We start from the raw sequence: 23684 nt of genomic DNA, 5'->3' as shown, positions 1-23684 counted from the left end.
GCACACCACGGCGCAGACCTGAAGTATTGAGCAAGTCGGAAGGACGTTTTCATGTCGGTAAAGGTGGCCTTCATCGGACTGGGCGTCATGGGCTATCCCATGGCCGGGCATCTGGCCAAGGCGGGCCACCAGGTGACGGTCTATAACCGCTCAGGCGCCAAGTCGGCGGCCTGGGTGGCCGAGCACGGCCATGCCTCGGCCCCGACCCCGGCCCAGGCTGCGCAGGGTGCCGAGATTGTCTTTGCCTGTGTCGGCAATGACGACGACCTGCGCCAGGTGACGCTGGGGCCCGACGGCGCCTTCCAGGCGATGGCGCCCGGCACGGTCTTCGTCGACCACACGACCGCATCGGCCGGCATCGCGCGGGAGCTTGCCGCCGCGGCCAAGGCGGCCGGGTTCGAGTCGCTGGACGCCCCCGTCTCCGGCGGCCAGGCGGGGGCGCAGAACGGCGTCCTGACCGTGATGGTGGGGGGAGAGCAGGCGCCCTACGACCGGGCGGAGCCGGTGATCAAGGCATTTGCCCGGTCCGTCCGCCTGCTGGGCCCGGCCGGTGCGGGGCAGCTTACCAAGATGGTCAACCAGATCTGCATTGCGGGCCTGGTCCAGGCGCTGGGCGAAGGCTTGAACTTCGCCATGGCAGCCGGCCTGGATGCCAAGGCGGTCGTGGAGGTCATCTCCAAGGGGGCCGCCCAGTCCTGGCAGATGGAGAATCGCGGCAACACGATGATCGACGGCAAGTTCGACTTCGGTTTCGCCGTCGACTGGATGCGCAAGGACCTGGGCATCGTCCAGGACGAGGCGCGCCGCATCGGCGTCAGCGTGCCGGTCACCGCCCTGGTCGACCAGTTCTATGCCGAGGTGCAGAAGATGGGCGGCAGCCGGTGGGACACATCCAGTCTCATCGCGCGCCTGCGCCGGTAGGTCCGGAGGGAGGGTAGGCCATGCGCAGTGGCAGGAACCGGTTCGAAAGCGTCGACCGCATGGTGGAGGCCCTGGACCCCAGCTACCCCGTGCTGTGCATCCTGCCCGACGTCCTGGCCAGGACAGCCCAGCGCTTTGACAAGGGCTTTCCGGGCAAGGTCCTGTATGCGGTCAAGTGCAACCCGCATCCGCTTGTTCTCAATGGACTTTGGCAGGGGGGCATCCGTTCCTTCGATACCGCGTCCCTGCCGGAGATCGCGCTGGTGAAGGAGCTGCTGCCCGAGGCGCATTGCTGCTTCAACCATCCGGTGAAGAGCCGCACGGCGATCCAGGCGGCGCATGACGTCTATGGGATCGAGGACTATGTCGTCGACAGCCCCGAGGAGCTTGAGAAGCTGGTCGCGGAAACCGGCCCCGGTGCAACGGTCCAGGTGCGGCTGGCCACCGCCAGCGGCTATGCCGCGTTCGACCTGTCCCTGAAGTTCGGCGCGAAGGAGGCTGAGGCCGTTCAGCTTTTGCGCCAAGTCAAGGCTGCGGGGCTGGAGCCTGCCATCTCGTTCCATGTCGGCAGCCAGTGCCGCACGCCGGAGGCCTATACCCTGGCTTTGGCGGAAGTCGGCCGGGTGATCGAGGCGGCCGGTGTGCAGCCGCGCTATGTCAATGTCGGCGGCGGCTTTCCGGCGCATTATCGTGGCACGCAGATCCCGCCCCTGGCCGATTTCTTCGACGCGATCCGCAAGGGTGCTGCCAGGCTCAACGTCCGGGCGGATTGCGAACTCTATTGCGAGCCGGGCCGCGCGCTGGTGGTGGAGGCGGCCGTGCTGGTGGTTCAGGTTCACCTGCGCCGTGGCAACAGCCTCTATGTCAACGACGGGGTCTTCGGCTCCCTGTCGGAACTCAACGTGGGCAAGCTGACCCCGCCGGTGCGCCTGATCCGTCGCCGGAGGGACGGGGAGGGCGAGCCCATTCCGTTCCGCATTTTCGGTCCGACCTGCGATTCGGCCGACGTCCTGCCGGAGCCGTTCGTCCTGCCCGACGACGTGGACGAAGGCGACTGGATCGCGATCGGCCAGGTCGGCGCGTACTCCAATGCGCTGGCCTCCCACTTCAACGGCTTCTACTGCGATACCGTGGTCGAGGTCGGCGGCGGGATCTGAGGCGTTACGGGCCTTGATGACGATGGTGCTGCTGGCGCTGGCGGCCCTGGCCGCCGGCCTGGCCCGCGGTTTTTCGGGGTTTGGGGCGGCCCTGGTCTTCATGCCGCTGGGCAGCGCCCTGATCGGCCCGGCAATGGCCGCACCCCTGCTCCTCGTCATCGACGCGCTGACCACCATGCCGCTGATCCCCAATGCCTGGCGCCTGGGCGACCGGAGGGCGGCGGCGCTGATGACGCTGGGCGCCCTCGTCGGGGTGCCGGCCGGCACCTGGCTGCTCGCCCATGGCGATCCCCTGGCGCTGCGCTGGTTCGTGGTCGCCCTGGTCCTGGCGATGCTGGCCCTGCTGGTGTCGGGCTGGCGCTACAGGGGGCAACCGCGCGCGGCGGCGACTGTTGGGGTGGGCGTGCTGGCCGGCTTCGGCAGCGGGGCGGCCCAGACCGGCGGTCCGCCGGTCGTCGCCTATTGGCTGGGCGGCGCCCTCCCGGTGCGGGAGGCCCGGGCCAGCATCGTGCTCTATTTTGCGGTGGCCACAGTCCTGACCGGCATCAGCTATGGTGCCGGGGGCCTGGTCACGGCCGACCTGCTGGCCCCGGGCCTGATCACCGCGCCAGCCTTCGGCCTGGGCGTCCTGCTCGGCGCCCGCGCCGTCCCCGGTGCCAGCGAGGTTGCCTTCCGCCGCATCTGCTACGCGATGATCGCAACCAGCGCCCTGGTCAGCCTGCCGGTCCTGGATGGGGTGCTGCGATAGAGGGTGCTGGACAGCTTCCAACGTGACCCTCCTGCCTCCACCCCTGCGTCACCCGGATAGACCGGGCGACGTTGGAAGAAATGGACGTGTCCACCCACTCCCTGGTGCGGCAGCCGCGTTCGCTAGCCCAGGTTACGCCCGAACAGGGCGAACAGGCGCTCCCAATGGCGTTCGGCGGCGGGCTTGTCATAGGCGGGGCGCTGCGGGAACGCGAAGCCGTGCTCGACGCCGCGATAGAGTTCGACCTCCGCCTTGACCCCGGCCTGCTTCAGGGCGTCGGCGAAGGGCTGAAGCTCCTCGATGGGCGCGTAGTGGTCAGTCTCGGCCCAGGCGACATAGAGTTCGGCCGGGCTGTTGGCGACGGCGCGGTGGGGACTGTCGGCGGCTTCGGTGATCAGGCGGACGCCATAGATCGAGGCTGCGGCCCGGACCCGGTCCGGCCGGTGGGCGGCGGCGGTCATGGCGTACTGGCCGCTCATGCAATAGCCGACAGCGCCCACGCGATCCGCCGCCGCTGCGGCATCGCCGTCGGCATGGGCAATTAGGCTGTCGATGTCGCGCTTCAGGACGGAAATGCTCAGCGTGCCCATCAGGCCGAACATCTTTTCCCGGACGGCCTCGCTGCCGGGCCCGATGAAGGTGCCAAGCTCGGTCACGCCCTGGCGGTAGTAGAGATTGGGCAGCATGACGTAATAGCCGGCCGTGCCCAGGCGGCGTGCCATGTCGCGCAGTTCTTCCCGAATGCCAGGCGCATCCATCAGGAACAGGATGACGGGGTGCGGCCCGTCGCGCTCCGGATGGCAGATGAAGGTGTCCATCGCGCCGTCCGCGGTCGCGATCTCCAACTGGTGCTCGATCATGCGGTCCTCCCCGTCTTGTCGTTGGCGGGGAGTGTGGCAGAGCGGGCGAGCCTACTGAACCCCGTTCAGGACCTTGGCCGCCTCTGGCGCGAAATAGGTCAGGATGCCGTCGGCGCCCGCCCGCTTGAAGCAGGTCAGCACCTCGATCATCGTGCGCGTCCCGTCCAGGTAGCCGGCCAGGGCCGCGGCGCGCATCATCGCGTACTCGCCCGACACCTGATAGGCGAAGGTCGGGACGTGAAACGTCTCCTTCACCCGCCGCACGATGTCGAGATAGGGCAGGCCAGGCTTGACCATGACCATGTCGGCGCCTTCCTCGATGTCGAAGCCGACCTCGCGCAGCGCTTCGTCCCCATTGGCGGGGTCCATCTGGTAGGTGCGCTTGTCGCCGACCAGCACGGCACCCGAACCGACCGCATCGCGGAACGGGCCATAGAACGCCGACGCATACTTGGCGGCATAGGCCATGATCTGCAGGTCGTGATGGCCCGCCCCCTCGATCGCCTTGCGGATCGCGCCGATGCGGCCGTCCATCATGTCCGAGGGCGCAAGCACGTCGCAGCCGGCATCGGCCAGCACCAGCGACTGCCTGACCAGCAATTCGACGCTGGCGTCGTTGACGATGCGGCCGCCTTCCAGCACGCCGTCATGGCCATGGCTGGTATAGGGGTCCAGCGCCACGTCGCAGATGATGCCGACGTCCGTGCCGGTGGCGGCGCGGATGGCGCGGATCGACCGGCACACGAGGTTGTCCGGGTTCCAGGATTCCTGCCCGTCCGGCGTCTTCAGCAGCGCATCGGTCTGCGGGAACAGGGCGATTGCCGGGATGCCCAGCCGCTTCGCTTCCCGCGCGGCGTCGCCTGCCTCGTCCGGAGTCATGCGACTGACGCCCGGCATGGTGGCGACGGGGCCGGTCACGCCGTCCGTCACGAACAGCGGCCAGATCAGATCGTCGCTGGACAGGCGGTTTTCCGCCACCAGGCGCCGGCTCCAGCCATGGGCCCGCGGGCGGCGCAGGCGGGTGAACGGATATCCCATGGCGAAGTCCCGGGTGCAGGTAGCGGTTGAGCGGCCCGGTCCGTCAGGTCCGGCGCGCGGGGGAGGGTACGCGGAACAGGTAGTCGCCGTCGCCCGCAAAGCGGCTCAGCAGCGCCGTCGACGACCGGTCGACGTCCGGCGCATCCATCCGCAGGGCGGCATAGCCAAGGCCGGTCATCAGTTCAAAGACCTGGGCCGGGGTCGAGCCGGCACGGGCCAGATGGCTGTCCACCAGTTCGACGATGAGGGCGGGGTGGAAGCGGCGCATCACCCCCTGCGCCCCGCGCAGAACCGACAGCTCGTACCCTTCCACGTCGATCTTGATCAGGTCCAGGCGGGCAAGGCGGCGGGCGGCCCACAGCGCGTCCAGGCTGGTGGTCGCCACCTCCTCCGAGATGGAGGGCCGGTCGCTGGGCCCGATATGGCTGAGGCCGAAACCCAGGCTGCCGCGCGCCTTCACCGGGACGGACAGCACCGCCGAGCCGTCGCCCTCACCCAAGGCCAGGGGCAGGATCTCCACATTGCGCAGGTTGTTCCAGGCGACGGCACCCTCCAGGATGCGTCTTGCATAGGATCCCGGCTCGAAGGCAAGGACCTGGCCGCGCGCGGCGGCCCTGGCGAACAGCTTGGTGTATTGCCCGGCATGGGCGCCGACATCGACCACGATGCCGTCGGCCGGCACCAGCCGCCGGACCAGCGGATAAAGGTCGCGATGATGCTGGCGCGCGGCCGCCTTGACGGCATGCGCGACGAAGGTCAGGCGCTGGCGCGGCTTGAGTGCCGGAAAACCCATGGCCGCGGAGGGTATCGGAGTCGCCGCGAATTGACAGTAAACGCTTGCGGCGGCTAATCAGCGCGGCCAGGAATGACGCTGCGGCATGCGTATGGCCCAGGCATAAGGGCGAGCCGGCGTTCACAGGAGGCTGCATGGATTTCGAGCTCAGCGAGGAGCAGCGCGCGTTCCAGGAAGTGGCCCGCAATTTCGCGGCCGATCGCCTGGCGCCCTTTGCCGCCGAATGGGACGAGAAGCACCATTTCCCGGTCGATCGCCTGCGCGAGGCGGCGGCCCTGGGCTTTGCCGGCATCTACATCCAGGAGGACATTGGCGGCACCGGGTTGAGCCGCCTGGACGCCTCGTTGATCTTCGAGGAGTTGTCGGCCGGCTGCGTGCCCACGGCGGCCTACCTGACCATCCACAACATGGCGTCGTGGATGATCGACCGCTTCGGCAATGACGAGCAGCGCCAGCGCTTCCTGCCCAGCCTGCTGACCATGGACCGGATCGCCAGCTATTGCCTGACCGAACCCGGTTCCGGCTCGGACGCGGCGGCACTGCGGACCAAGGCGGTGCGCGACGGCGACGAATACGTGCTGGACGGGACCAAGGCCTTCATCTCGGGCGGCGGCGTGTCGGACGTCTATGTCTGCATGGTGCGTACCGGCGGACCGGGGCCGGCCGGCATTTCCTGCGTCGTGGTCGAGAAGGGCACGCCGGGCCTGTCCTTCGGCAAGCAGGAAGTGAAGATGGGCTGGAACGCCCAGCCCACCGCCCAGGTCATTTTCGAGAACTGCCGCGTGCCCGTCGCCAACCGCATCGGCGAGGAAGGCGACGGCTTCAAGATTGCGATGATGGGCCTGGATGGCGGGCGCCTGAACATCGCGTCGTGCAGCCTGGGCGGCGCGCGCACCGCCCTGGCCGTCGCCAAGGAATACCTGACGGTGCGCCAGCAGTTCGGCAAGCCGCTCGCCTCGTTCCAGGCCCTGCAGTTCAAGCTGGCCGACATGGCGACGGAGCTTGAGGCCGCGCGCCTGATGGTCCATCGCGCCGCGGCCAAGCTGGACGCCAAGTCGCCCGATGCCTCGCTCTATTGCGCGATGGGCAAGCGTTTCGCGACCGACGCCTGCTTCAACGTCGTGAACGAGGCGCTGCAGATCCATGGCGGCTACGGCTACCTGCGCGACTATCCGCTGGAGCGCCTGGTGCGCGACCTGCGGGTGCACCAGATCCTGGAAGGGACGAACGAGATCATGCGCGTCATCATCGCGCGGCGCCTGCTGGAACAGGCCAGCGCATGAGCACGGCAAGCCTGGTGGCCGAGCCTGAGGTCACTTTCGCGCAGGACGGCGTCGCCGGCATCGTCACCTTGAACCGGCCAAAGGCGCTGAACGCCCTGACCCGCGACATGGTCCTGCTGATGGCGCAGCAGCTGGAGCTGTGGGCCAAGGACGACGGCGTGAAGCTGGTCGTGGTCGTGGGGGCAGGGGACAAAGCGTTCTGTGCCGGGGGCGACATCCGCGCCCTGCACGACTCGGGCAAGGCGGGCGACGGCTATGCCGCGGCCTTCTATGCCGACGAATACCGCCTGAACACGCAGATCAAGCGCTATCCCAAGCCCTATGTGGCCCTGGTCGACGGCATCTGCATGGGCGGCGGGGTCGGCGTCTCGGTCCACGGGACGTGGCGCGTGGTCACCGAGAAGACCCTCTTCGCCATGCCGGAGACGGGAATCGGCCTGTTCCCCGACGTGGGGGGCAGCTATTTCCTGCCGCGCCTGCCGGGGCAGGTGGGGATGTACCTGGGCCTGACGGGCGCGCGGCTCAAGGGCCCGGGCGATCTGGTACCGATCGGCGTGGGCACCCATTTCGTGCCGAGCGCCGGACTGCCCGCCTTGCGCGCCGCGCTGGCCCAGGGCGGTGATGTCGAGGCGATCCTGAGGGCCCATGCCCAGGATCCGGGGGCGGAGACGCTGGCACCGCACCGCGCCGTGATCGACCGCTGCTTCGCCGAGTCTTCGGTCGAGGCAGTACTGGTGGCGCTGGAGCGCGACGGCGGCGACTTTGCCAAGGACGCAGCCCAGACGATCGCCATCAAGTCGCCGACCAGCCTGAAGGTCACGTTCCAGCAGATCCGCCGGGGTGCCGACCTGTCGTTCGAGGACTGCATGCGGATGGAATACCGCATGACCCAGCGCATCATCGAAGGCGTCGACTTCTATGAGGGCGTGCGCGCCGTCGTGATCGACAAGGACCAGAAGCCGAAGTGGAACCCCGATCGCCTGGGCGCGGTCGACGACGCCACGGTCGACGGCTATTTCGCGCCGATCGGCGACAGGGAACTGCGCCTGCCCTGACGGAACGCGCAGAACGCCGCCGCCAAAACCCTCGCATCCTCATCCTGAGGTGCGAAGCGAAGCGTAGCCTCGAAGGATTGGCCGCCGGTGCGCCGGTGGCTCATCCTTCGAGACGGCCTGCGGCCTCCTCAGGATGAGGTACCGATTGCTTCCGGTCTGGCTCAGAGATCGGCGGCACGTAGAATACGAACAAGGGAGAGGGACATGGCGCAGATCGGCTTCATCGGGCTTGGCAACATGGGCGGACCCATGGCCCGCAACCTGCTCAAGGCCGGGCATTCGCTGACCGGCTTCGACCTTGCCCAGGCGGCCAAGGACACGGCCAAGGCTGCCGGTGCCGCGGTCGTCGACGTGGCCAACGGTGTGGCCAGCGGGGCAGAGGTCATCGTGACCATGCTGCCGGCCGGGGCGCATGTCCGCCAGGTCTACCTGGGCGATGACGGCCTGATCGCCAAGGCGCCGAAGGGCACCGTGCTGATCGACTGCTCCACGATCGACGTGGCGACTGCGCGCGAGGTGATCGCCGCGGCGGAGGCCGCTGGCCATCACATGGTCGATGCGCCTGTCTCCGGCGGTGTGGGCGGGGCCGAGGCGGGCACGCTGACCTTCATGGTCGGCGGCAGCGACACCGCCTTTGCCAAGGCCAGGCCGTTCCTGGAGAAGATGGGCAAGACGATCGTCCATGCGGGCGGCGCCGGCAACGGACAGGCGGCCAAGATCTGCAACAACATGATCCTGGGCATTTCGATGATCGCCGTCTCGGAGGCCTTCGTGCTGGCCGAGAAGCTGGGCCTGGATCACCAGAAGCTGTTCGACATCTCCTCGACCGCGTCCGGCCAGTGCTGGTCGCTGACGACCTATTGCCCGGTTCCCGGCCCGGTGCCGACCTCGCCTGCCAACCGCGACTACAAGGCGGGCTTCACGGCCGCCATGATGCTCAAGGACCTGCGCCTGGCTCAGGAAGCGGCCTCGAAGGCCGGTGCGGCCACCCCGCTGGGGGCGGAGGCGGCCGCGCTCTATGGCCTCTATGACCTTGCCGGGAATGGTGGCGTCGATTTCTCTGGCATCATTCAGATGATTCGGGGCAAGGCCTGAGCAGGCCCTGAGTCCCACGAACAGGGATTCTTCAGGAGAGCGGCCGTCAGATGAGCGCTGAGCAGGATACGAACGAGCGCAAGACGCTCTATCTCGAATCGCTTGCGCTGATCGAGCGACTGCACCGTCGCATGCTCGACCTGATCAAGGCCGAGCTCGATCAGTCGGGGCGGGAGGAGATCAACGCCGTTCAGGCGCTCCTCCTCTACAATATCGGCGAGGATGAGCTGACCGCGGGCGAGCTGATGACGCGCGGCTACTACCTTGGCTCGAACGTCTCGTACAACCTGAAGAAGCTCGTCGAGAACGGCCTGATCGACCACCAGCGCTCGACGCGCGACCGCCGCGCCGTGCGCATCAAGCTGACCGAGGAAGGCAAGGCCATCGCCGGCCTGGTCGAGGTCCTCTACGACCGCCAGGTGGCGAACCTCGCCCGCCGCCCGGGCCTCGACGACCAGGGTTTGGACAACCTCAACGGCGGCCTCCGCGCGCTCGAACTGTTCTGGTCCGAAAAGCTGCCCAGACGCCGGTAGGACTTTCGTCCCCTCTAACCCCGCATGCGGCGGCGGTTCCGCTCGCTTGGTCATGGCGGGGGAACCGGGCGGGACTGGCCGTCGCAGTTGAAACCCGGCGCGGCTGGCACTAGGTTCACCGGCCTCGGGGCGTAGCGCAGCCTGGTAGCGCGGCTGTTTTGGGTACAGCAGGTCGGAAGTTCGAATCTTCTCGCCCCGACCAATCTTTTCATGGCGGCCCGCGCGGCCAATCGGGCCTGGGGCCGTTCAGGCAGCGGCCGGTGCGGGCTGTGCCGGGCGGGCCGGGCCCACGAGCGCCGCCGGAAACACCAGCACCATGGCCGTGCCATGGCCCAGCGCCGTCCGCACGATCAGACGCCCGCCATGGGCCTCGATCAGCGCCTTGACGATGGGCAGGCCTAGGCCCGTCCCCGGTTCCGAGCGCGAGATGGGACCGTCGACCTGGCCGAACGGCTCAAGCGCCTTGGCCAGGCCCGCCGCGTCCATGCCGATGCCTGTGTCGATCACGGCCAGCGTCACCTCGCCATCGGGCAGGCGCTCGATCTCGACCCGGACGTTGCCGCCGCGCGGGGTGAACTTCAGCGCGTTCGACATCAGGTTCAGCAGCATCTGGCGGATTGCACGGCGGTCGGCCTGGAACAGCAGGGGCTCCGCCGGTGCGCCCTGCGGCCAGGCAGGACCGCTGAGGCTGATGCCCCGCTGTGCGGCGTCGCGATGGAACATCTCCATCGCCGCCTCCACCTGTTCCGCCGGGTCGACGGGCTCGGGGTGCAGTTCCAGGCGGCCGGCGCTGATCTTCGACAGGTCCAGGATATCGCTGATCAGGTTCAGCAGGTGGCTGCCGGCGTCGTGGATGTGGGTGGCGTACTCGCGGTACTGCCCCATCGCGTTGGGCCCCATCGACTGGTCGCGGATGATCTCCGAGAAGCCCAGGATCGCGTTGAGGGGCGTGCGCAGCTCGTGGCTCATCGTGGCCAGGAAGGCGGACTTCGCGATGTCCGCCTGCTGCGCCGCCTGGAGGGCGGCCTGCAGCGCCTCAGTCCGGTCGGCCACACGCTGCTCGAGGACGTCGCGATGGCTGCGCAGCCGCTGCTCGCGATCGGCCTGGCGTGTGGCCAGCATGTAGGCGACGCCGACGGCCGACATCATCGCCCACGCGGCGATGCCCAGGTGCGCCCCCTCATAGGTCCAGGTCGTCCCCGGCAGTATGCCCAGGTGGGACAGGCCGAACGCGATCGAGGTCAGCGATGGCAGGCTCCAGGCCGCCAGGAAGACCTCGCTCAGCGGCAGGCGGCGGCGCCAGCACAGCGCCGCCACGACCAGGATCAGGATCAGCAGGGTGGTCGCGGCCAGGGCCGAGACGAAGCTGAGGAGGTGGCGGTCCAACGCCGCGGCGACAAAGGTCGCGATGGGACCGGCGCGCGCCAGCGACAGCCACCGGTCAAGGTCGGGCGCCTGCCGCCTGAGGTCGAGGAACTCCCGCACGAACTCGAGCAGGAGGAGCGAGCCAAGGCCAAGGGCGCAGGTGCCCAGGTCAAAGAACAGCGGGCCATAATCGGGCGTGACCAGCTCGCGCACCATGCCGTCATACACCGCGAGCCAGGCGGACAGGCAGCCCAGCGCTGCCAGCAGGACCAGCAGGGCACGCTCGCGCAGGCTGAGCCAGGCAACGGCGATATAGATGCCGCTGGTCAGCAGGGTGGCGAAGAACGCGCCGAGCAGCAGCCAGTCGTCCTGCGCGATGTCCTCCATCGCCTCCCGCGTCGCCAGCGCGAAGCCGAGCTGAAGGGCCGCGGGCGATTCGATGCGAAAGACCAGGATCGCGTCCTGCCCCGGCTTCAGCCAGACCGGCAGGATGAAGCGTCGCCCGCCCGACATCCGCTGCCAGGGTTCGACCAGGATGCCGGTCGAGGCCTGGCCTACCCGGGCCAGGGTCGCATCGAACTGGGTCAGGTCGATGCGAAAGACCTCGGGATCGGCTGAGACGATCCGGAAATCGTCCGCGCGGGGCGGGGGCCGGACCGCGACGCGCGCCCACCACGCGCTGCGGGTGACGCCGATGGTCGGGATCTCGCTGGTCGCCGGGGTGAAGGCGCTGTCGGGCAGAGTCGCTACGTCCTGGTCCGACAGGGTCCGCGCCGGGTCTTCCAGCAGCATCAGGTGCGGCCCAAGTTCAAGCCACTGCGTCCCGCCTTCGACGGCCAGGAGTTCGCCCGGGCGCGCAACGGAATCCCCCGGGCCGAGCGCGATCGCAAGCAGCAGGCCAATCAGGACGGCAACGATCAGACCAGCAGGATGCCTCGGCATGAACCCCTCAGTCAGGCCTGGGGATGATAGTGCGTTTGCACCTTCAGCACTGCAACCATGCCGACATGCCACGCCAAGGCTGGACGAGGTGTCGCGTTCGCTTATGGTGGCGCCGAACGATCGAGCCGGACGCGTCACAGGCGTCGCGGACAGATGAAACAAGGGGAGGGCAGATGTCAGAACCGGTGGTGCTGGTCGAGAAGGCCGCAGAAGGCTATGCCGTCGTGACGTTGAACCGGCCGAACGCGATGAACGCGCTGTCGACCCAGCTGCGCACCGAACTGGCCAACACGATCGATGCGTTGGAGGCGGATCCCGCCGTCCGCGTCATCATCCTGACCGGTGCCGGCCGAGCCTTCACCGCGGGCCTGGACCTGAAGGAGCTGGGCTCCGGCGGTGGCAATGCGATCTCTGCCGCGGTCGAGGTGCGCGATCCCGTTCGGGCGCTGGGCGCCTTCAAGGGTCCGGTGATCGGCGCCATCAATGGCGTCGCCATCACCGGCGGGTTCGAACTGGCACTGGCCTGCGACGTGCTGCTGGCTTCGACCAATGCGCGCTTTGCCGACACCCATGGCCGCGTGGGCATCATGCCGGGCTGGGGCCTGTCACAGCGTCTATCGCGCACCATCGGGATCTATCGCGCCAAGGAATTGTCGCTGACCGGCAACTTCCTCTCTGCCGCGCAGGCCGAGGCCTGGGGCCTGGTCAATCGCGTGGTGGAGCCGGACGAACTGCTGCCCGCGGCGCGGAAGCTCGCCACCGACATGCTGAGCCTGGTGCCGGAGATGCTGCTGAACTACAAGCGGCTGATCGACGACGGCTTTGCGGTCGGCTTCGGCGATGCCATGGCGCTGGAGCTTCAGCGCTCCAAGTCGGCCAACACGACCGTCGCCGCCGCCGACGTGGAGGCGCGGCGCGAGGCGATTCGCCAGCGCGGCAAGTCGCAGACCGCCTGACGGGATCCACCCGGCGCGCCCGGCCTGTGCTGCTGCTGTGCGGGGGCGGGCTGGCCGGGTGTGCCGTCGAAGGAATGGCGCCGGCACCGCCCGGCGGCGCCCCACCACACGGCGTTGTGGCAGCGGTCACAGGCTTGTCGCTTGAGACGCAAGCAGCGGCGCCCACTTGATAGGTTCACGACGGCGATGGCCGATGGCGAGCGCAGGAAACCACTGCTCCAGCCGTTGAACAGGCCAGAGCAGCGGATCCCGGTACCACGCAGCCAATCCCGGCTGGCCCGGTTGCCCAGCGGATCCAGGAGGAATCGATCGTGCGCAAGTGGACGAGGTCCGTGGTCGCTGGACTGGTGGCATGCGCGACCCTTGCCGGTGCGGTGGCCCCTGCCGCCGCCGCCGGCCTCACGCCCCCGGCCGTTGCCGTTCAGGCCGTCGCCGCCCAGGCCATGCCGGGCGCCCAGGTGACGCAGGTCGACTGGGATGGCCGGGGCCGGCATTGGAACCGTGGGCCGGGTCGCGACTGGAACCGCGGCGAGTGGCGTCGCCATGGCGACAACGGCTGGCGCGGCAACCAGTGGCGGGGCCATCGCAACTGGAACCGGGGCTATTACGCACCGCCGCCGCGCGCCTACTACGCGCCGCCGCCAGCCTATTACGGCGGCTATGGCGGGGGCGGCTACTATTATCGCAACAATAATGACGACGACGCCCTGGCCGCGGGCATTGCAGGCCTGGCCGCGGGCGCGCTGCTGGGCGCGCTGCTGGCGCAGCCCAGCTACGGCTACCGCTAGGATCCTGGCGGGGCGGGGCAGCCTGGCTGTCGCCGCCCCGCAAGGTATTCGTCCGCAAGCTGACCCAGCCTGGTCCCGCCAAAGCTGGGAAAGTGCCCGCCATGCACGATCGTGGCGGGCAGGGCGGCCAACCGCCTGACCGAGGTCGCATAGGCGCTGGCGTCGCTGCCAAAGCCATCGTCGATCAGCGGGCCGTCATAGATCACGTCGCCTGAGAGCAGGATTCCCGTCCGGGCCTCCCACAGGGCAATCCCGCCTGGCGAATGGCCCGGCACATGCAGGACGGTGAAGGCCCGGTCGCCCAGGTCGATGACGTCGCCATCGGTTAGCGTCCGGGTTGCCGGTGCCGCAGTCACGGCATAGGTCGCAGCGTCCCATCCGGACGGAGCGGCATCGAACATCGCATCGCAGGCATAGGGATCGGCCAACGTCGACCGGCGATCCGGCCGGGACAGGACGCCAGCCTCCGCGCAGTGGATGCAGCGGATCGCGAACTCGTGCATCGCGCCGACATGGTCGAAATGCGCGTGGCTGGCGACGCAGATCACCGGCCGCCCGGCCAGCAGCGGCACGCTGCGTCGCAGGGGCACGGCGCCAAGCCCGGTATCGAACAGCAGGTCGAAGTCGCGCCCGCGGACGTGCCACATGTTGCACCGGTAGAACGGCTTGATCCACGGCTCGTGGATCAGGGTGACATCGTCCGCCTGCCGCACCGTCTCATACCAGGCGGAAGCGTCGATCGTGCGGATGAGGGCCATGACGCCAGCGTGACCGCCCATCGCCCGAAAGTCACGGTTCGTGACGCTGTTTACGTGTTCTCAATTCTTGGACGCGCACTGTGCATGCGAACCAGAGGGGGTTACGCCGTGCGCGCGCCCGGAATCCTGCGGCAGTTGCGAAAGCAACCGAGGCGGGTGCCGGCCGAAGCGCGGTGGATGGCCCCCCTGACTGCCCATTGTCCCGCCGCAACCGCTTCCGCTGGAGTTACAGTCTGATGGCCTCGATCATTTCGGGTCTGACCACGACACAGATCGCTGGTCTGACGACCACGGTCATCAGCAACCTGAAGACGACCGACATCCAGGCGCTTGCGGTTACCCAGATCGCGGCCTTGAGTTCGACGCAGTTGGCCGCCTTCACCACGACCAACATCGCCGCGCTGGCCACGACACAGTTCTCGGCCTTCAAGTCGACGACGCTGGGCGGCCTGACCACGACCCAGCTGGGCAGCGTCAGCAGCACCCAGCTGGGGGCGCTGACCACGACCCAGGTGCCCGGCCTCAGCTCCACCGCGGTGGGGGCGCTGACGACGACGCAGTTGGGCGGGGTCAAGTCGACGCAGCTGGGCGTCCTCACCACGACCCAGGTCAAGGCGCTGAGCACGACGAACCTGGGCGCCCTGACGGCGACGCAGGTCGGCGGCCTGATGGCGACGCAGGTCGGGGCCCTCAGCACCACGCAGGTCGGCGGGCTGACCTCCACCAGCCTGGGCGCGCTGGTGACGACGCAATTCGCGGGCCTGACGTCGAGCCAGGTCGGCGTGCTGACCACCACGCAACTGGGTGGCCTGACCTCGACCCAGGTCGGGGCGCTGAGCCTGGTGCAGCTGGGTGGCCTGACCTCCACCAATGTCGGGGCCCTGAGCACGACCCAGCTTGGCGGCCTGAAGTCGACGCAGCTGGGGGCGCTGACCACGACGCAGGTCGGTGGCCTGACCACGACCGAACTGGGCGCCCTGACGACGACGCAGCTGGGCGGCGTCACCGCGACCCAGGTCAAGGCCCTGAGCACGACGCAGCTGGGGGGGCTGTCCTCCACGCAGCTGGGTGGCCTGACCGTGGTCCAGGTCGGTGGCCTGACCACCACGCAGATCGGTGCCCTGAGCACGACACAGTTCGGGGGCCTGAAGTCGACCCAGCTTGCGGCACTCACGTCGACGCAGGTGGGTGGCCTGACCACGACCGAGTTGGGCGTGATCACCACGACGCAGCTGGGCGGCCTGACGGCGGTCCAGGTCGGTACCCTGACGACGACGCAGGTGGGCGGCCTGTCCTCGACCAGCCTGGGGGCACTGACGACCGCGCAGGTTGGCGGGATCAAGTCGACGCAGGTCGCAAACCTGACGACGACGCAGATCGACGGCCTGACCTCGACCCAGGTCGGCGTGCTGACCTCGATGCAGTTGGGTGGCCTGAACACGACCCAGATCGGCAGCCTGGACACCACACAGGTGGGCGGCCTGAAGGCGACGCAGCTGAGCGCGCTGACGACGACGCAGGTCGGCGGCCTGACCACCACGCAGCTGGGCGGCCTGACCACCACGCAGATCGGGGGCGTGACCTCGACCCAGATCAAGGCGCTGACCACGACGCAGGTGGGCGGGCTCAGCTCGACCCAGCTGGGTGGCCTGACCAGTGTCCAGGTCGGCGGCCTGACCACGACGCAGATCACCAACCTGACCACCACGCAGTTCGGCGGCCTGAAGTCGACGCAGCTGACGGCCCTGACCACGACCCAGGTTGGCGGCCTGACCACGACTGAGCTGGGGGCGATCACCACGACCCAGCTGGGGGGCCTCACCTCCCTCCAGGTGGGCACGCTGACGACGACGCAGGTGGGCGGCCTGTCTTCGACCAGCCTGGGCGCGCTGACGACGACGCAGGTCGGCGGCATCAAGTCGACGCAGGTCGCGAACCTGACGACCACGCAGATCGACGGCCTGACCTCGACCCAGGTCGGCGTGCTGACCTCGGTGCAGTTGGGTGGCCTGAACACGACGCAGATTGGCAGCCTGGACACGACCCAGGTGGGCGGCCTGAAGGCGGCGCAGCTGGGCGCGCTGACCACCACGCAGGTGGGTGGCCTGACCACGACGCAGCTGGGCGGCTTGACCACGACCCAGATCGGCGGCGTCACCTCGACCCAGGTCAAGGCGCTGACCACGACCCAGGTGGGTGGCCTGTCCTCCACGCAGCTGGGCGGCCTGACCACCCTGCAGGTGGGCGGCCTGACCACGACCCAGATCACCAACCTGACGACGACCCAGTTCGGTGGCCTGAAGTCGACGCAGCTTGGTGCGCTGACCACGACACAGGTCGGCGGCCTGACCACGACCGAACTGGGTGCCATCACCACCACGCAGCTGGGGGGGCTCACCTCGATCCAGGTGGGCACGCTGACCACGACGCAGGTGGGCGGCCTCACTTCGACCAGCCTGGGCGCGCTGACGACGACGCAGGTCGGCGGCATCAAGTCGACGCAGGTCGCGAACCTGACCACGACGCAGATCGACGGCCTGACCTCCACCCAGGTTGGCGTGCTGACGGTCGTCCAGTTGGGCGGCCTCAACACGACGCAGATCGGCAGCCTGGACACGACCCAGGTGGGTGGCCTGAAGTCGACGCAGCTGGGCGCCCTGACGACGACCCAGGTCGGTGGCCTGACCACGACTCAGCTGGGTGGCCTGACCACGACGCAGATCGGGGGCGTCACCTCGACCCAGATCAACGTCCTGACGACCACGCAGGTCGGCGGCCTGTCGTCCACGCAGCTGGGCGGGCTGACGACCGTGCAGGTGGGCGGCCTGACGACAACCCAGATCACCAACCTGACCACGACCCAGTTCGGTGGGCTGAAGTCGACCCAGGTCGGCGCGCTGACGACGACGCAGGTCGGCGGACTGACCACGACCGAACTGGGAGCGATCACCACGACCCAGCTGGGCGGCCTGACCTCCGTCCAGGTCGGTACGCTGACCACGACGCAGGTGGGCGGCCTGTCCTCGACCAGCCTGGGCGCGTTGACGACGACGCAGGTGGGCGGCCTGAAGACGACCCAGATCGCCAACCTAACCACGACTCAGTTGGGTGGCCTGACCTCGACCCAGCTGGGCGCGCTCAGCCTGGTGCAGGTGGGCGGCCTGACGACGACCGAGATCGGTGCCTTGACCACGACGCAGCTGGGCGGCCTGAAGGCGACGCAGCTGGGGGCTCTGACCACGACACAGGTCGGTGGCCTGACTACCACCGAGCTTGGCGCCCTGACGACGACGCAGCTGGCCGGCGTTACCTCGACCCAGATCAAGGCCCTGACGACGACGCAGGTGGGCGGGCTCAGCTCGACCCAGCTGGGCGGCCTGACGACGCTGCAGGTCGGCGGCCTGACCACGCAGCAGATCACGAACCTGACCACCACGCAGTTTGGCGGGCTGAAGTCGACCCAGGTTGGTGCCCTGACCACGACGCAGGTGGGCGGCCTGACGACGACCGAGCTGGGGGCCATCACCACGACCCAGCTGGGCGGCCTGACCTCCGTCCAGGTTGGCACGCTGACGACGACGCAGGTGGGTGGCCTGACCTCGACCAGCCTGGGCGCGCTGACGACGACGCAGGTCGGCGGCATCAAGTCGACGCAGGTCGCGAACCTGACCACGACGCAGATCGACGGGTTGACCTCGACCCAGGTCGGCGTGCTGACGGTCGTCCAGCTGGGCGGCTTCAACACGACGCAGATCGGCAGCCTGGATACGACCCAGGTGGGTGGCCTGAAGTCGACGCAGCTGGGGGCGCTGACCACCACGCAGGTGGGCGGCCTGACCACGACGCAGCTTGGCGGCCTGACCACGACGCAGATCGGGGGAGTCACCTCGACCCAGATCAAGGCGCTGACCACGACCCAGGTGGGTGGCCTGTCCTCCACGCAGCTGGGGGCGCTGACTGTGCTTCAGGTCGGTGGCCTGACCACGCAGCAGCTGACCGACCTGACCACCACGCAGTTCGGTGGCCTGAAGTCGACGCAGCTTGGCGCGCTGACCACGACGCAGGTGGGCGGCCTGACCACGACTGAGCTGGGGGCCATCACCACGACCCAGCTGGGTGGCCTGACCTCGACCCAGGTGGGGGTCCTGACGACCACGCAGGTGGGCGGCCTGTCCTCGACCAGCCTGGGCGCCCTGACGACGACGCAGGTCGGCGGCATCAAGTCGACGCAGGTCGCGAACCTGACGACCACGCAGATCGACGGGTTGACCTCGACCCAGGTCGGCGTGCTGACGGTCGTCCAGCTGGGTGGCTTCAACACGACGCAGATCGGCAGCCTGGACACGACCCAGGTGGGTGGCCTGAAGTCGACGCAGCTGGGCGCGCTGACGACGACGCAGGTCGGCGGCCTGACCACCACGCAGCTGGGCGGCCTGACCACCACGCAGATCGGCGGCGTCACCTCGACCCAGGTCAAGGCGCTGACGACGACGCAGGTCGGCGGTCTGTCCTCCACGCAGCTGGGCGGCCTGACCACCCAGCAGGTGGGCGGCCTGACGACGACGCAACTGACCAACCTGACCACGACCCAGTTCGGCGGCCTGAAGTCGACGCAGCTGGCGGCGCTGACCACGACGCAGTTGGGCGGCCTGACCACGACCGAGCTGGGCACGCTCACGACGACCCAGCTGGGGGGCCTGACTTCCGTCCAGGTGGGGACGCTGACCACGACTCAGTTCGGTGGGCTGACCTCCACCAGCCTGGGGGCTTTGAGCACCACGCAGCTGGGCGGGGTCAAGTCGACGCAGCTGGGCGCGATCACCACCACGCAGCTGGGCGGCCTCACCTCCACCCAGGTGGGCAAGCTGACCCTGATGCAGATCGGTGGCCTGACCTCTACCTCGGTCGGCGCGCTGACGACGACCCAGGTCGGTGGCCTGGCCTCGACCCAGGTTGCGGGCCTGACCACGACACAGGTTGGCGGCCTGACGACCACGCAGCTGGGCAGCCTGACCACGACCCAGGTGAAGGGGATCGAGTCGACCGACCTGGGGGCGCTGACGACCACGCAGCTGGGCGGCCTGACCTCGACCCAGCTGGGCGCGCTGTCGACGCTGCAGATCGGCGGCCTGACCACGACCGAGGTTGCGGCGCTGACCACCACCCAGTTCGGTGGCATCAGCTCGACCCAATTGGGGGCGTTGACCACGACCCAGATCGGCGGGCTGGAGACGACGGACATCGCGGCGCTGACCACGACGCAGTTCGGCGGCTTCAAGACGACGCAGCTGGGCGCGCTGACCACGACGCAGGTCCAGGGCATCGAGTCGACGGACCTGGCGGCGCTGACCACGACCCAGATCGCCGGCTTCAAGTCCAGCCAGATCGGCGCGCTGACGACGACGCAGGTCGGCGGCTTCAGCTCCACCCAGATCGGCGCCCTCAGCACATCGCAGGTGACGGGCCTGACCACGACCCAGATCGGCGTCCTGACCACGACGCAGATCACGGGCCTGGAATCGACCGACATCGGCGTGCTGACCACGACGCAGCTGGGGATCCTGACCACGACGCAGATCGGCGTCCTGAACGGAACGCAGGTCAAGGGCTTCACCAGCACCGAGGTCAGCGCCCTGACCACGACGCAGTTTGCGGGTCTGAGCACGACGGCGATCCAGGGCCTGACCACGGCGCAGATCGACTATGTGGGCACCGACGACATCGCCGCCCTGACAACGACCCAGGGCAATGCGTTCACCACGACGCAGATCCAGTCGATGTCGACCGAGCAGGTCAACGCCCTGCTGACCCTGGTCGTCTGAGGCGAGATGGGGATGCGGCCGTGCGGCTGCATCCCCGTCCGCCAGCCGGTTCAGGTGGCGGTGTGGCCGCCGTCAATGTCGATGACGGTGCCGTTCAGGAAGCGATTGGCCATCAGATGCAGGATGGTTGCGGCCACTTCCTCGGGCCGCCCGACGCGGCCCACGGGCAGCGTCTGGCCGATGCGGGCGAGGGTTGCCTGGTCGGGGGCACTGCCGTGGCGTGGGGTGTCGATGTAGCCCGGTGCCACCGCGTTCACGCGGATCGGCGCCAAGCCCGCCGCCAGGCTGCGTGCCAGGGCTTCCAGCGCGCCGTTGATCGCACCCTGGATCGCATGGGTCGGCAGGCCGCGCCGGCTGGAAATGCCCGACACCAGAACGATCGAGCCATGCGCCGGCAGGCGTTGGGCGGCCGCCTGGGCCAGCGCGACCTGGCCCCAGAACTTCACGTCAAATGCCGCGCGCGCGGCATCCAGCGCGATTTCGCCGAACGGCTGGCGCAGCGCATGTGCCGCCGTCGACACGACATGGTCGAACGGCGCAGCCTCGGCCAATGCCGGGGCGATCGCGGTGCCATCGGCAAGGTCGAGGGGCGCGACCCGGACGCCGGGCAGCGCCTGCGAGGCCAGGCGGTCCAGGCTGGGTCCGGGGCGGCCAAAGGCGGCCACCATGGCGCCGGCCGCCAGGGCGGCATCGACAACGGCGCGGCCAATGCCCGAGCCCGCCCCGACGACCAGGATTCGCTGGCCTGCCAGGTCCTGCAGCCCGGCCGTGTCCGTGTCCATGCGCGCAGACTGCCCGTTCAGGACCGGCCTTTCCAGGGGGTCAGCCAGCGCTCCAGCGCCCGGACGGCCAGCATGAAGCCGATGGCGAAGAAGGCGATCGAGAAGATCCCGACGAACACCACCTCTGTCACCAGGAAGTGCGCGGCCGACAGCGTCATGTAGCCAAGGCCGCGGGTCGAAGCGACCAGTTCCGCGGCCACCAGGACCGACCAGCCTGTGCCCACGCCGATCCGCACACCGGTCAGGACCTCCGGCAGGGCACCCGGCAGGATCACGTGCAGCAGGACTTGCAGACGGCTGGCGCCCAGGGTCCGCGCCGCCTGGATCCGCTCCGCCGAGACGGAACGCACCCCCGCCTGCGCCGCGATGCACAGGGGTGCGAACATGGCGAGGGTGATCAGCGTGACCTTCGCCACCTCGCCAATGCCCAGCCAGATGATGACCAGGGGCAGGTAGGCCAGGGGCGGCAGGGGCCAGTAGAACTCGATCAGGGGATCGAAAATCCCCTTGGCCACCCGGCTGATGCCCATCGCCAGGCCCAGCGGGATCGCGATCGACGTGGCGATGACGAACGCGCTGCCGACCCGCATCAGGCTCGTCGCGGCATGCTCGGCCAGCGTTGCATCCGCAAAGCCGCGGGTGGCCACGACCCAGGCCTGCGACAGGACAAGCTCCGGCGGTGGCAGGAACAGGGGTGGGACCAGCTTGAGCGCCGCCGTCAGCCACCAGGCGAACAGCAGCACGCCGGCCGACACGACGCTGATCGGCGTGGAACCGGCCTGGCGCAGGGCCTGCCACCCCAGGTGCTGCAGGAATCGCCGGCGCAGCGTGGGGTCAGGCGCTGCGGGCGATAGGACGGCCATGGTCGCGCTCCCCGGTTGCGTGGACAAGGTCGCGGATCTCCTCGCGCAGGCGGACGAAGGCGGGGTCTGACTTGATCGCGCGGGCGTCCCGCGTGGCCAGCCAGCGATGAACGAAGTCGAGGGGATAGCGCGCCACGATGCGACCCGGGCGCGGCGACATGACCAGAAGCTCCGTTCCCAGGAACAGCGCTTCCTCGATCGAGTGGGTGATGAAGAAGACCCGCGCGTTCGTGCGCGCCCACAGGTCGGCGATCAGTTCCTGCATCGCCTCCCGCGTCAGGCTGTCAAGCGCGCCCAGCGGCTCGTCCATCAGCAGCAGGCGTGGCCGCGTGGCCAGGGCCCGGGCCAGCGAAACGCGCTGGCGCATGCCGCCCGACAGCTCGTAGGGGTAGCTCGTGGCAAAGCCCTCCAACCCCACCATGGCCAGCAGTTCGGCTGCGCGGGCGCGCCGCAGGGACTTGGCCATACCGGCCATGCGCAGGCCGAACGCGACGTTGTCCTGGACCTGGGCCCAGGGATAGAGCGTGTCCTTCTGGAACACCACGCCGCGATCGGGCCCCGGCCCGCGCACCGGAGCGCCGTCCAGCGTGACGCTGCCGTCGGTCAGCGGCTGGAACCCGGCGATCACGTTCAGCAGCGTGGTCTTGCCGCAACCCGACGCCCCCAGGGCGACGGTGAAGCCGCCCGGGGGGATTTCCAGGGAGACATCGTCCAGCGCGCGCAGCGTCCGGCCGTCGCGACCCTGGAACGTGACGCCGGCCTGGGCGATGACAAGGCTCATGGTCCGGCGCCTTCCGTCATGCGTGCCGCGCTCAGTTCGTGGCCGGCAGGGCGACGACGAAGCGCGGATCGACGAACGGGCTGTAGTCGTCGGCGACGGCAGTGATCTTCTGCTGTTCGAGCAGGAACTGAGCCGTGTTGGACAGGACCTTGGCCACGCCCGAGTCCTTGGCCCCGCCCAGCCAGGCGGGGCTGGCCTGGACCGCTGCCGGCAGGTAGATGGACCCGGCCAAACGGGCCGGCACGTCCTCCTGCTTCGCCCCCGTGAAGTCGGCCAGGACACGGGCGTTTTCCGAGGTCGCGTTCCACGCCTCCGGATGCGCGGCATAGTCGCGGTAGAAGCCGTCGACCGTCGCGGTGAAGGCCTGCAGGAACTCCGGATTGGCCTCGGCGAATGCGCCCGTGGCGACCAGGGCGGTGAACGTCGCGGCGCCCCGTTCTGCCGCCTGGCCAGCAGTCAGCAGCACCTTGCCGTTTTCCTTCAGCTTGCCCAGCGCCGGTTCCCACACGAAGGCGCCGTCCAGGTCGCCGCGCGACCAGGCGGCCACGATCTCTGGCTGGGGAATGGCAAAGACCTCGGCCTCGTTCGCGGCAATGCCTTCCTGCTTCAGGGTCGACAGCAGCATGTAGTGATCGGTTGACACCGGCGCCGCCGCCAGGCGCTTGCCCTTCAGATCGGCCAGCGTCTCGATGCCGGAGCCGTCCCGCACGACCAGTGCCTCGGAATCGCCTGCGCCTGCGCTGATGTAGAAGGCGCGTACGTCGATGCCCTTGCTGGTCGCGGCCGCATAGGGGCTGGAGCCGACATCGCCGATCTGGACGTCGCCGGACGCAATGGCGGCGAAGATCTCGGCGCCAGAGTTGAAGCGGCGGAACTCGATCTGCCAGCCGGTGGCCTTCTCCAGTTCGCCGGAGGCAACGGCCCGGACAAAGGGCGTGGGGTCGGTCTGGTAGGCGACGACCACCTTCTGGTCGGCCGCCTGGGCCGGTGCGCCAAGGGCGCTGGCTGCCAGAAGGGCGGCTGCGGCAATGAGCTTGTGCATGGGCAAAGTCTCCCTCGGCCGGCGCGCGCCGAGCGCGCCGGTCAAACTACGGATGCGTGTGGTTGGGTTGGTCAGGCCGGCGGCGTCAGCCGCGGCGGCAAC

19 protein-coding genes and 1 tRNA gene are annotated in these 23684 nt (G+C 68.9%); 11 read left to right on the top strand and 9 right to left on the bottom strand.

The features are described from left to right. The first annotated feature begins 51 nt into the window (after window positions 1–51). From ACI6GS_RS17190 to ACI6GS_RS17180, 3 genes are read left to right on the top strand one after another with little or no spacing between them, the layout of a single operon-like run. Window positions 52–921 carry an NAD(P)-dependent oxidoreductase gene (locus tag ACI6GS_RS17190; RefSeq protein WP_439814682.1) on the top strand — a complete coding sequence of 290 codons (870 nt, stop codon included), beginning with the start codon at window positions 52–54 and terminating at the stop codon, window positions 919–921. Window positions 922–941: 20 nt separating this feature from the next. Next, the gene (locus ACI6GS_RS17185; RefSeq protein WP_439814681.1) at window positions 942–2078 is read left to right on the top strand and encodes a type III PLP-dependent enzyme; all 1137 of its coding nucleotides are present in this window, start codon (window positions 942–944) and stop codon (window positions 2076–2078) included. 16 nt (window positions 2079–2094) lie between these two features. Next, window positions 2095–2826 carry a sulfite exporter TauE/SafE family protein gene (locus tag ACI6GS_RS17180; RefSeq protein WP_439814680.1) on the top strand — a complete coding sequence of 244 codons (732 nt, stop codon included), beginning with the start codon at window positions 2095–2097 and terminating at the stop codon, window positions 2824–2826. A 122-nt stretch (window positions 2827–2948) separates the two neighbouring features. Here the strand turns inward: ACI6GS_RS17180 and ACI6GS_RS17175 are convergent, their stop codons facing one another. The 3 genes from ACI6GS_RS17175 to ACI6GS_RS17165 are packed head-to-tail and all read right to left on the bottom strand — an operon-like array spanning window position 2949 to window position 5517. Beyond that, window positions 2949–3686: a dienelactone hydrolase family protein gene (locus ACI6GS_RS17175; protein ID WP_439814679.1), complete on the bottom strand. Its 738-nt coding sequence runs from the start codon at window positions 3684–3686 to the stop codon at window positions 2949–2951. A gap of 51 nt (window positions 3687–3737) precedes the next feature. Continuing rightward, window positions 3738–4724: a porphobilinogen synthase gene (gene hemB, locus ACI6GS_RS17170; protein ID WP_439814678.1), complete on the bottom strand. Its 987-nt coding sequence runs from the start codon at window positions 4722–4724 to the stop codon at window positions 3738–3740. A gap of 43 nt (window positions 4725–4767) precedes the next feature. Then, window positions 4768–5517, bottom strand: a complete 750-nt coding sequence (locus tag ACI6GS_RS17165; protein WP_439814677.1) for an FkbM family methyltransferase — start codon at window positions 5515–5517, stop codon at window positions 4768–4770. 134 nt (window positions 5518–5651) lie between these two features. On the opposite strand from ACI6GS_RS17165, the gene ACI6GS_RS17160 reads away from it, so the two are divergent. The 5 genes from ACI6GS_RS17160 to ACI6GS_RS17140 all read left to right on the top strand — a co-directional run bounded on the left by ACI6GS_RS17160 (window position 5652) and on the right by ACI6GS_RS17140 (window position 9685). Beyond that, the gene (locus ACI6GS_RS17160; RefSeq protein WP_439814676.1) at window positions 5652–6800 is read left to right on the top strand and encodes an isobutyryl-CoA dehydrogenase; all 1149 of its coding nucleotides are present in this window, start codon (window positions 5652–5654) and stop codon (window positions 6798–6800) included. Next, window positions 6797–7855, top strand: a complete 1059-nt coding sequence (locus tag ACI6GS_RS17155; protein ID WP_439814675.1) for an enoyl-CoA hydratase/isomerase family protein — start codon at window positions 6797–6799, stop codon at window positions 7853–7855. Before ACI6GS_RS17160 ends, ACI6GS_RS17155 begins: the two co-directional genes overlap by 4 nt. Before the next feature lie 183 nt (window positions 7856–8038). Then, on the top strand, window positions 8039–8950 hold the full coding sequence (gene mmsB / locus ACI6GS_RS17150; RefSeq protein ID WP_439817985.1) for a 3-hydroxyisobutyrate dehydrogenase: 912 nt from the start codon (window positions 8039–8041) through the stop codon (window positions 8948–8950). A 50-nt stretch (window positions 8951–9000) separates the two neighbouring features. Then, on the top strand, window positions 9001–9483 hold the full coding sequence (locus ACI6GS_RS17145; protein ID WP_439814674.1) for a MarR family winged helix-turn-helix transcriptional regulator: 483 nt from the start codon (window positions 9001–9003) through the stop codon (window positions 9481–9483). A gap of 125 nt (window positions 9484–9608) precedes the next feature. Next, a tRNA-Pro gene (locus tag ACI6GS_RS17140) sits at window positions 9609–9685 on the top strand. A gap of 44 nt (window positions 9686–9729) precedes the next feature. Here the strand turns inward: ACI6GS_RS17140 and ACI6GS_RS17135 are convergent. Then, a complete protein-coding gene (locus ACI6GS_RS17135; RefSeq protein ID WP_439814673.1) occupies window positions 9730–11790 on the bottom strand; it encodes an ATP-binding protein in 2061 nt (686 codons plus the stop codon). A gap of 173 nt (window positions 11791–11963) precedes the next feature. Between ACI6GS_RS17135 and ACI6GS_RS17130 the strand changes: the two genes are divergently transcribed. After that, a complete protein-coding gene (locus ACI6GS_RS17130) occupies window positions 11964–12746 on the top strand; it encodes an enoyl-CoA hydratase (RefSeq protein WP_439814672.1) in 783 nt (260 codons plus the stop codon). 332 nt (window positions 12747–13078) lie between these two features. Next, a complete protein-coding gene (locus ACI6GS_RS17125; protein ID WP_439814671.1) occupies window positions 13079–13534 on the top strand; it encodes a hypothetical protein in 456 nt (151 codons plus the stop codon). Here ACI6GS_RS17125 and ACI6GS_RS17120 read toward each other — a convergent pair. Next, window positions 13531–14292, bottom strand: a complete 762-nt coding sequence (locus ACI6GS_RS17120; RefSeq protein WP_439814670.1) for an MBL fold metallo-hydrolase — start codon at window positions 14290–14292, stop codon at window positions 13531–13533. The two genes, ACI6GS_RS17125 and ACI6GS_RS17120, sit on opposite strands and share 4 nt — an antisense overlap. 236 nt (window positions 14293–14528) lie before the next feature. Between ACI6GS_RS17120 and ACI6GS_RS17115 the strand changes: the two genes are divergently transcribed. Then, window positions 14529–20114, top strand: a complete 5586-nt coding sequence (locus ACI6GS_RS17115; protein ID WP_439814669.1) for a beta strand repeat-containing protein — start codon at window positions 14529–14531, stop codon at window positions 20112–20114. A 50-nt stretch (window positions 20115–20164) separates the two neighbouring features. Here the strand turns inward: ACI6GS_RS17115 and ACI6GS_RS17110 are convergent, their stop codons facing one another. From ACI6GS_RS17110 to tauA, 4 genes are read right to left on the bottom strand one after another with little or no spacing between them, the layout of a single operon-like run. Next, entirely contained in the window at window positions 20165–20896 is a 732-nt protein-coding gene (locus tag ACI6GS_RS17110) for an SDR family oxidoreductase (protein WP_439814668.1), read from the bottom strand. 17 nt (window positions 20897–20913) lie between these two features. Continuing rightward, window positions 20914–21759: an ABC transporter permease subunit gene (locus tag ACI6GS_RS17105; protein ID WP_439814667.1), complete on the bottom strand. Its 846-nt coding sequence runs from the start codon at window positions 21757–21759 to the stop codon at window positions 20914–20916. Continuing rightward, window positions 21731–22540, bottom strand: coding sequence for a taurine ABC transporter ATP-binding protein (locus ACI6GS_RS17100; RefSeq protein WP_439814666.1), 810 nt, complete (start codon window positions 22538–22540; stop codon window positions 21731–21733). The genes ACI6GS_RS17105 and ACI6GS_RS17100 overlap by 29 nt, the downstream gene beginning before the upstream one ends. A 31-nt stretch (window positions 22541–22571) precedes the next feature. Then, window positions 22572–23582 carry a taurine ABC transporter substrate-binding protein gene (tauA, locus tag ACI6GS_RS17095; RefSeq protein ID WP_439814665.1) on the bottom strand — a complete coding sequence of 337 codons (1011 nt, stop codon included), beginning with the start codon at window positions 23580–23582 and terminating at the stop codon, window positions 22572–22574. Window positions 23583–23684 lie beyond the last annotated feature (102 nt).

The sequence above is a fragment of the Zavarzinia sp. CC-PAN008 genome, from assembly GCF_051903925.1.
In the GTDB taxonomy this organism is placed as follows: domain Bacteria; phylum Pseudomonadota; class Alphaproteobacteria; order Zavarziniales; family Zavarziniaceae.
This window is presented reverse-complemented; position numbering and strand designations above follow the sequence as displayed.